Annotated in this window: 7 protein-coding genes; 3 read left to right on the forward strand and 4 right to left on the reverse strand. The window is 62.9% G+C overall.

Annotated elements, in window-relative coordinates; translation table 11 throughout:
• Both F3H95_RS04650 and apaG read left to right on the forward strand, forming a co-directional pair.
• Positions 1–1,182 carry an O-succinylhomoserine sulfhydrylase gene (locus F3H95_RS04650; protein WP_143127080.1) on the forward strand — a complete coding sequence of 394 codons (1,182 nt, stop codon included), beginning with the start codon at positions 1–3 and terminating at the stop codon, positions 1,180–1,182.
• Positions 1,183–1,312: 130 nt separating this feature from the next.
• Positions 1,313–1,705, forward strand: coding sequence for a Co2+/Mg2+ efflux protein ApaG (gene apaG / locus F3H95_RS04655; RefSeq protein ID WP_143127079.1), 393 nt, complete (start codon positions 1,313–1,315; stop codon positions 1,703–1,705).
• 31 nt (positions 1,706–1,736) lie between these two features.
• Here apaG and F3H95_RS04660 read toward each other — a convergent pair whose 3' ends face one another.
• The 3 genes from F3H95_RS04660 to F3H95_RS04670 form a co-directional block, all read right to left on the reverse strand.
• Positions 1,737–2,726, reverse strand: coding sequence for an Hsp33 family molecular chaperone (locus F3H95_RS04660; protein WP_143127078.1), 990 nt, complete (start codon positions 2,724–2,726; stop codon positions 1,737–1,739).
• A 208-nt stretch (positions 2,727–2,934) separates the two neighbouring features.
• Complete coding sequence (gene argF / locus F3H95_RS04665; protein ID WP_149745064.1) at positions 2,935–3,852, reverse strand: ornithine carbamoyltransferase; 918 nt, start codon at positions 3,850–3,852, stop codon at positions 2,935–2,937.
• A 52-nt stretch (positions 3,853–3,904) separates the two neighbouring features.
• Positions 3,905–5,101 carry an aspartate aminotransferase family protein gene (locus F3H95_RS04670; RefSeq protein ID WP_149745065.1) on the reverse strand — a complete coding sequence of 399 codons (1,197 nt, stop codon included), beginning with the start codon at positions 5,099–5,101 and terminating at the stop codon, positions 3,905–3,907.
• Positions 5,102–5,515: 414 nt separating this feature from the next.
• Here F3H95_RS04670 and F3H95_RS04675 point away from each other — a divergent pair, with 414 nt between their 5' ends.
• Entirely contained in the window at positions 5,516–6,076 is a 561-nt protein-coding gene (locus F3H95_RS04675) for a GcrA family cell cycle regulator (protein WP_143127075.1), read from the forward strand.
• 299 nt (positions 6,077–6,375) lie between these two features.
• On the opposite strand, the gene F3H95_RS04680 is transcribed toward F3H95_RS04675, so the two are convergent.
• Positions 6,376–6,485 (reverse strand): winged helix-turn-helix domain-containing protein (locus tag F3H95_RS04680; RefSeq protein WP_188134291.1); only part of this gene is annotated, 110 nt, incomplete at its 5' end.

Raw genomic sequence — 6,485 nt, forward strand, 5'->3', positions numbered from 1 at the left:
ATGAGCAAGACCTGGCGCCCCGCAACCCAACTCGTCCATGGCGGCACGCTGCGCTCGCAGTATGGCGAAACCTCCGAAGCGATCTACCTGACGCAAGGGTTCGTCTATGAAAATTCCGCCGCCGCCGAAGCCCGCTTCAAGGGCGAGACGGACGGCTTCATCTACGCACGCTACGGCAGCCCGACCAACGACATGTTCGAAAAGCGCATGATCGCGCTGGAAGGCGCGGAAGATGCACGCGCCACGGCATCCGGCATGGCCGCCGTGTCCGCCGCCATTCTCTGCCAGGTCAAGGCCGGCGATCATATCGTGGCCGCCCGCGCCCTGTTCGGCTCCTGCCGCTACATCGTCGAAACGCTGGCACCGAAATATGGTGTCGAGTGCACGCTAGTCGATGGCCGCGACCTCGCCAACTGGGAAGCGGCGATCCGCCCCAACACCAAGGTGCTGTTCCTGGAAAGCCCGACCAACCCGACGCTGGAAGTGGTCGATATCGCCGGCGTTGCCAAGCTCGCCAACCAGATCGGCGCCAAGGTGGTGGTCGACAATGTGTTTGCCACCCCGCTTTTCCAGAAGCCGCTGGAACTTGGCGCGCATATCGTCGTCTACTCGGCGACGAAGCATATCGACGGCCAGGGTCGCTGCCTCGGCGGTGTGATCCTCTCCGACAAGCAGTGGATCGACGAGAACCTGCACGACTATTTCCGCCACACCGGCCCTGCCATGTCGCCGTTCAATGCCTGGACGCTGCTGAAGGGCATCGAGACGCTGCCGCTGCGCGTCAAGCAGCAGACGGAAAGCGCGGCCAGGATCGCCGATTTCCTCGCCGATCAGGGCAAGGTCGCCCGCGTCATCTATCCGGGCCGGAAGGATCATCCGCAGGCCGACATCATTGCCCGCCAGATGAGCGGCGGCTCGACCCTGGTCTGCTTCGAGCTGAAGGGCAAGAATGCAGCCTTTGCCCTGCAGGATGCGCTGGAGGTGATCAAGATCTCCAACAATCTCGGCGACGCCAAGAGCCTGATCACCCATCCGGCCACGACGACGCACAAGAACCTGACCGAAGAGGCTCGCGCCGAGCTTGGTATTTCCGCCGGTACGCTGCGCCTGTCCTGCGGCATCGAAGACACCGATGACCTGCTGGACGATCTGGCCCAGGCCCTTGCCAAGGTCTCGGCCTGAGCAAAATTTGGTTTTGCCGGTCGAAAGACCGGCAAAACCTGTCAATCCACGGCGTCGAACCCGGCGGATTTCTTGACGTTGCGCCCATACTGTACGATATGCCTAACGATACGCAGTGAAGGTGTCGCGCATGTATCGTGCCCGGACAAGGGATATCGAGGTCGAAGTCGAGCCCTATTATCTGGAGGAGCAGTCCGATCCGGATGACAGCCGCTATGTCTGGGGTTACCGCATCGTGATTTCCAACCATTCGGACCTGACGGTCCGCCTGATGCACCGCTACTGGCACATTACCGACCAGAACGGCATCGTGGACGAGGTGGAAGGCCCGGGCGTGGTGGGCGAACAGCCACGCCTGCAACCGGGCGACACCTTCGAATATTCCTCCGGCTGCCCGCTTGATACGCCGTCCGGCATGATGTTTGGCCATTACCAGATGGAAACGGACGAAGGCGAAACCTTCATCGTCACCATTCCCGCCTTTTCGCTGGATTCGCCGGGTCTGATGCGCGTCCTGAATTGATCGCCGCGCACCAGCCGCTATCGGCTTCCGCTTACGCCGGCTCGAATTCAGTCGCCTCATAGCGATAGGTGGTGGAGCAGAATTCGCAGGTCACCGAGATGTGGCCGTCTTCCTGGCTTGCCTCGATTTCCTCGGCGGTAAAGCCGGCCAGCACGCCCTTGATCTTGTCGCGCGAGCAGCTGCAGCGGTCGATGACGCCCTGCGGCTCGTAGATGCGCACGCCACGCTCGTGGAACAGACGGTAGAGCAGCCGCTCGATCGCCACCTGCGGATCCGTCAGTTCGTCCGTATCGACGGTTTCCACCAGCATGCGGGCTTCCGCCCAGGCATCGTCATCCGTCAGGTCGTGATTGCGCTCGTCGCCATCACCGCCATGCAGGTCCGGCTGGCGCATCCGCTCCGGCGCCTGCGGCAGGAACTGCGCCAGAACGCCGCCGGCGCGCCAGTTGTGGCGCGGCTTGCCGTCGGCATCGCGGTCCAGCAGCTCGGCGACACCGAGGCGCACCTTGGTCGGGATCTGCTCCGACTGGCGGAAATAGACGCCCGCGATCTCTTCCAGCGAGGAACCGTCGAGCGGCACGATGCCCTGATAGGGCTGCATGCCATGTCCCTGGTCGATGGTGAAGGCAAGCACGCCCTCGCCGAGCAGGTCAGGTGGCGACGTCCGACCGGCCGCGACGGCGTCTGCCAGCGCATCCTCATCGAAACGGGCATAGGCGCGCATGCTTTCAGGGCTGGTGAAATCGGCCACCAGCAGATCGACCGGGCCGTCACCCTTGGTCTGCACGGTAAAGCGCCCCTCGAACTTCAGGGAGGTGCCGATGAGGGCGGTCAGCACGATGGCTTCAGCCAGCAGGCGCGCGACGGGGGCCGGATAATCGTGGCGTCCGAGAATGGTGTTCAGGAGCGGACCAAGCTGAACCGCGCGGCCGCGCACGTCGAGCCCTTCCACCTGGAACGGCACCACGCGGTCATCGCCCGCCAGATTGAGATCGCTGAATTCCACGGTGGCTTCTGCCATGTCTTGCTCCTTCGCGCCGGAGCCACCCATTTCGCACAATTGGCGGCCGAGCGGAACCGCTCAACCACAGGAAAGAGGCCGACGCTGTCGTGTTGATGCACCCGCCGCGCAAGGCGCTGAGGCGCGTTTGGGAAAGCCGACAAATGGGGGCAGGCCCGCCATAAATCAAGGCATGTCCGGTGACTGCCAAGAGAAGCGGGTATCGGCGTCAGAGGACGCCGAAGCACCAGGCCAGAACGGATTTCTGCGCATGCAGGCGGTTCTCCGCCTCGTCGAACACCACGGACTGCGGACCGTCGATCACGGCATCCGTCACTTCCTCGCCGCGATGGGCCGGCAGGCAGTGCATGAACAGCGCATCGTCCTTGGCGCGCTTCATCAACTGCTCGTTGACCTGATAGGGCTGGAAGATGTTGTGGCCGCGCGCCTTGTGCTCCTGGTTCATGGAAACCCAGGTATCCGTCACCACCATGTCGACGCCGTCGACGGCGCGTTCGGCATCATGGCAGAGCATGATCTCGCCGCCATTGTTGCGTGACCAGTTGAGGTACCTGTCGAGCGGCTCGGAGCCCAGCGGCACGGCCATGTTCATCTTGTAGCCGAAGCGGGCAGAGCCTTCGATGAAGGAGTGCAGCACATTGTTGCCGTCACCGGTCCAGGCGAAGGTTTTCCCCGTGACAGGGCCGCGATGCTCCTCGAAGGTCAGCAGATCGGCCATGATCTGGCAGGGATGCGTCTCGTCCGTCAGACCGTTGATGACCGGAACCGTGGCATGCTCGGCCATCTCCATCAGGCGACGATGATCCGTGGTGCGGATCATGATGGCGTCCACATAGCGCGACAGCACCTTGGCGGTATCGCCGATGGTTTCGGCGCGGCCGAGCTGCATTTCCGTCCCCGACAGGAACAGCGTCTCGCCGCCCAGCTGGCGCATGCCGACATCGAACGACACGCGCGTGCGGGTGGAAGGCTTTTCGAAGATCATGGCCAGCATCTTGCCGGCCAGCGGCTTGTCGGCCGTACCGGCCTTGGTGGCCTTCTTGCGCGTCAGCGCATCGTCGAGAATGGTGCGCAGCTCCCCTGACGAAACCGCCGAGAGGTCGAGAAAATGCTTGGGTGATGCCATGGTCAAATCCATCCGGGGCGCCATCCGGCGGCCCGCGTCTCCTCTTTGGCCGTCAGGCCGACTTCTTCAACTGTTCGCTCTGCAGCTTTTCGGCGGCGCGCTCGATGCGGGCAATGCCTTCCCGCGCCTCGTCGGCCGTCACCACCAGCGGCGGCAGCAGACGAATGACATTGTCACCGGCCGGCACGCCGAGAATATGTTCGTTGCGCATGGCCAGCACGAGATCGCCGGCCGGCACGCGGGCCTTGATGCCGAGCATCAGACCTTCGCCGCGGATTTCTTCGATGACGCCCGGGAAACGGTCCTTCAGCCCGGCAAGGCCCTGGCGGAACACAAGCGCCACATCGTTGACATGCTGCAGGAAGCCCTCGCCCAGCACGACATCGAGAACGGCATTGCCGACGGCCATGGCCAGCGGGTTGCCGCCATAGGTCGTGCCATGCACGCCGGGCTTCATGCCCGATGCCGCCTCGGCAGTGGCAAGACATGCCCCGAACGGGAAACCGCCGCCGATGCCCTTGGCAACTGCCATGATATCGGGCGTCACGCCAGACCATTCATGGGCGAACAACTTGCCGGTACGGCCAACGCCGGTCTGCACCTCATCGAAGATCAAAAGCAGGCCGTGCGCATCGCAAAGCGCCCGCAGTTCGCGCAGGAATTCCTTGGAGACGACGCGGATACCGCCCTCCCCCTGGATCGGCTCGATCAGCAGGGCGGCGGTGTTCTCGGTGATCGCAGCCTTCAGGGCCTCCAGGTCGCCGAACGGCACCTGGTCAAAACCCTGCGCCTTGGGGCCGAAGCCCTCCATGTATTTTTCCTGGCCGCCGGCGGCGATCGTCGCGATGGTGCGGCCATGGAAGGCGCCCTCGAAGGTGACGATATGGAATTTTTCCGGATGCCCCTTGGCATAGTGATAACGGCGCGCGGTCTTGATCGCACATTCCAGCGCTTCCGCGCCGGAATTGGTGAAAAACACCTTGTCCGCAAAGGTTGCCTCGGCCAGCCGGCGGGCAAGACGCTCCTGCTCGGGGATCTCGTAGAGGTTGGAAAGGTGCCAGACCTTCTCGGCCTGATCCTTCAGCGCCGCCACGAGATGAGGGTTGGCATGGCCGCACGAGGTCACGGCAACACCCGCTCCGAAATCGAGATATCGCTCGCCCGTTTCCGTCACGAGCCATACGCCCTCACCGCGAACGAAACGCAGAGGGGCCCTTGCAAACGTGTCGAAAAGCGCGGCTTCAGCCATGGCGACATCTCCCTGGGCACTATGAACAAGACGGCGGACATCGCCGCCTGAAATCAAAAATGCCGCCTCAAGGGGCGGCGGCGGCACTATCGGCATTTCACGAGGGGATGTCAACAAATCCCGTGGTTTTCCGGGCTTTTCCGAAGCTTGCCGCGAAACTTGCGCGGGGCTTGCACGATGTGACAAAAATGACTCGCCACGACAGCAAGTTGGGGAAAACCCGAAAATCGATTCGCGACGATTCCGGCGACTCTTGTCAGCGAGTCCACCGCCCATTAGGTTAAAGATCAATTACTAGACTGCATGCGGCGGAACTAGTCACCAAAAGTATAGATGTAGTATGCTCGGCGGAATTTCTTCCGCCGGAGGGTGAGTGATTCTGTCTCGCAAGGTGCTCTAAGGCGGAGAGACAGCATGAACTGGACAGACGAGCGTGTCGAGAAGTTGAAAAGGCTATGGGCCGATGGCCTGAGCGCAAGCCAGATCGCGGCACAGCTGGGCGGGGTAAGTCGCAATGCCGTGATCGGCAAGGTGCATCGCCTGAATTTGCCGGGCCGGGCCAAGGCCGGCGGTGCAACGCAGGCGGCAAGCCGCCCGCAGGCCCGCAACACCTCGGCGCCGCGCGCACCGAATTTTGCAGCCCGTGCCACCACGGCCAGCGCGACCCGGACGGTTACCCGTCCGGTGGGCGCAACGGTCGTCAAGGAAGAAATCGAGATCGAAGTCACCCAGCAGCCGGAATTCGAGGCTCCGGCGAATGTGGTGGTTCCGATGTCGCGTCGTCTGTCCCTGACGGATCTGACCGAACGCACCTGCAAGTGGCCGATGGGCGATCCGCTGAAGGACGACTTCCACTTCTGCGGCGCGGAGTCCGGCGAAAGCTCGCCCTACTGCCGCTACCATGCGCGGCTGGCCTATCAGCCAGTCAACGAGCGTCGCAAGGCCGCCAGCATGGCCGCTGCCGCCCGCGCCTGATCGCATCGGGTGCCAGAGCGAAGACGGAAAAACGGGCCGCGCGCCCGTTTTTTTATGCGCGGATTCCGGATGTCTCACCGGACGGAGGCACGGATCCGGCGATGGCCATTTTGCACTGCCCTTGAGCGCTTTCGGCAAAGACGATCGCCCAGGAGCGGTCTATTGCTTTGTTTTTACAGGGCCGTGAGCGCGAAGCAGCTGCCCGTTTTCGCAGGAGTTGCGGAGGCTCCGCAGACAGAAAAACGCCCGGCAGCGAAGCAACCGGGCGCCTTCATGATCAATATTGCAAAGACTGCGGATCAGGCTTCCATGGAATACCCCGCGCCGCGAACGGTGCGGATGACATCCTGCATGTTGGAGAAGTTGAGCGCCTTGCGCAGGCGCCCGACATGCACGTCGACGGTGCGCT

The sequence above is a fragment of the Rhizobium sp. RU35A genome (assembly GCF_900156005.1).
Taxonomy (GTDB): Bacteria; Pseudomonadota; Alphaproteobacteria; order Rhizobiales; family Rhizobiaceae; genus Neorhizobium; species Neorhizobium straminoryzae.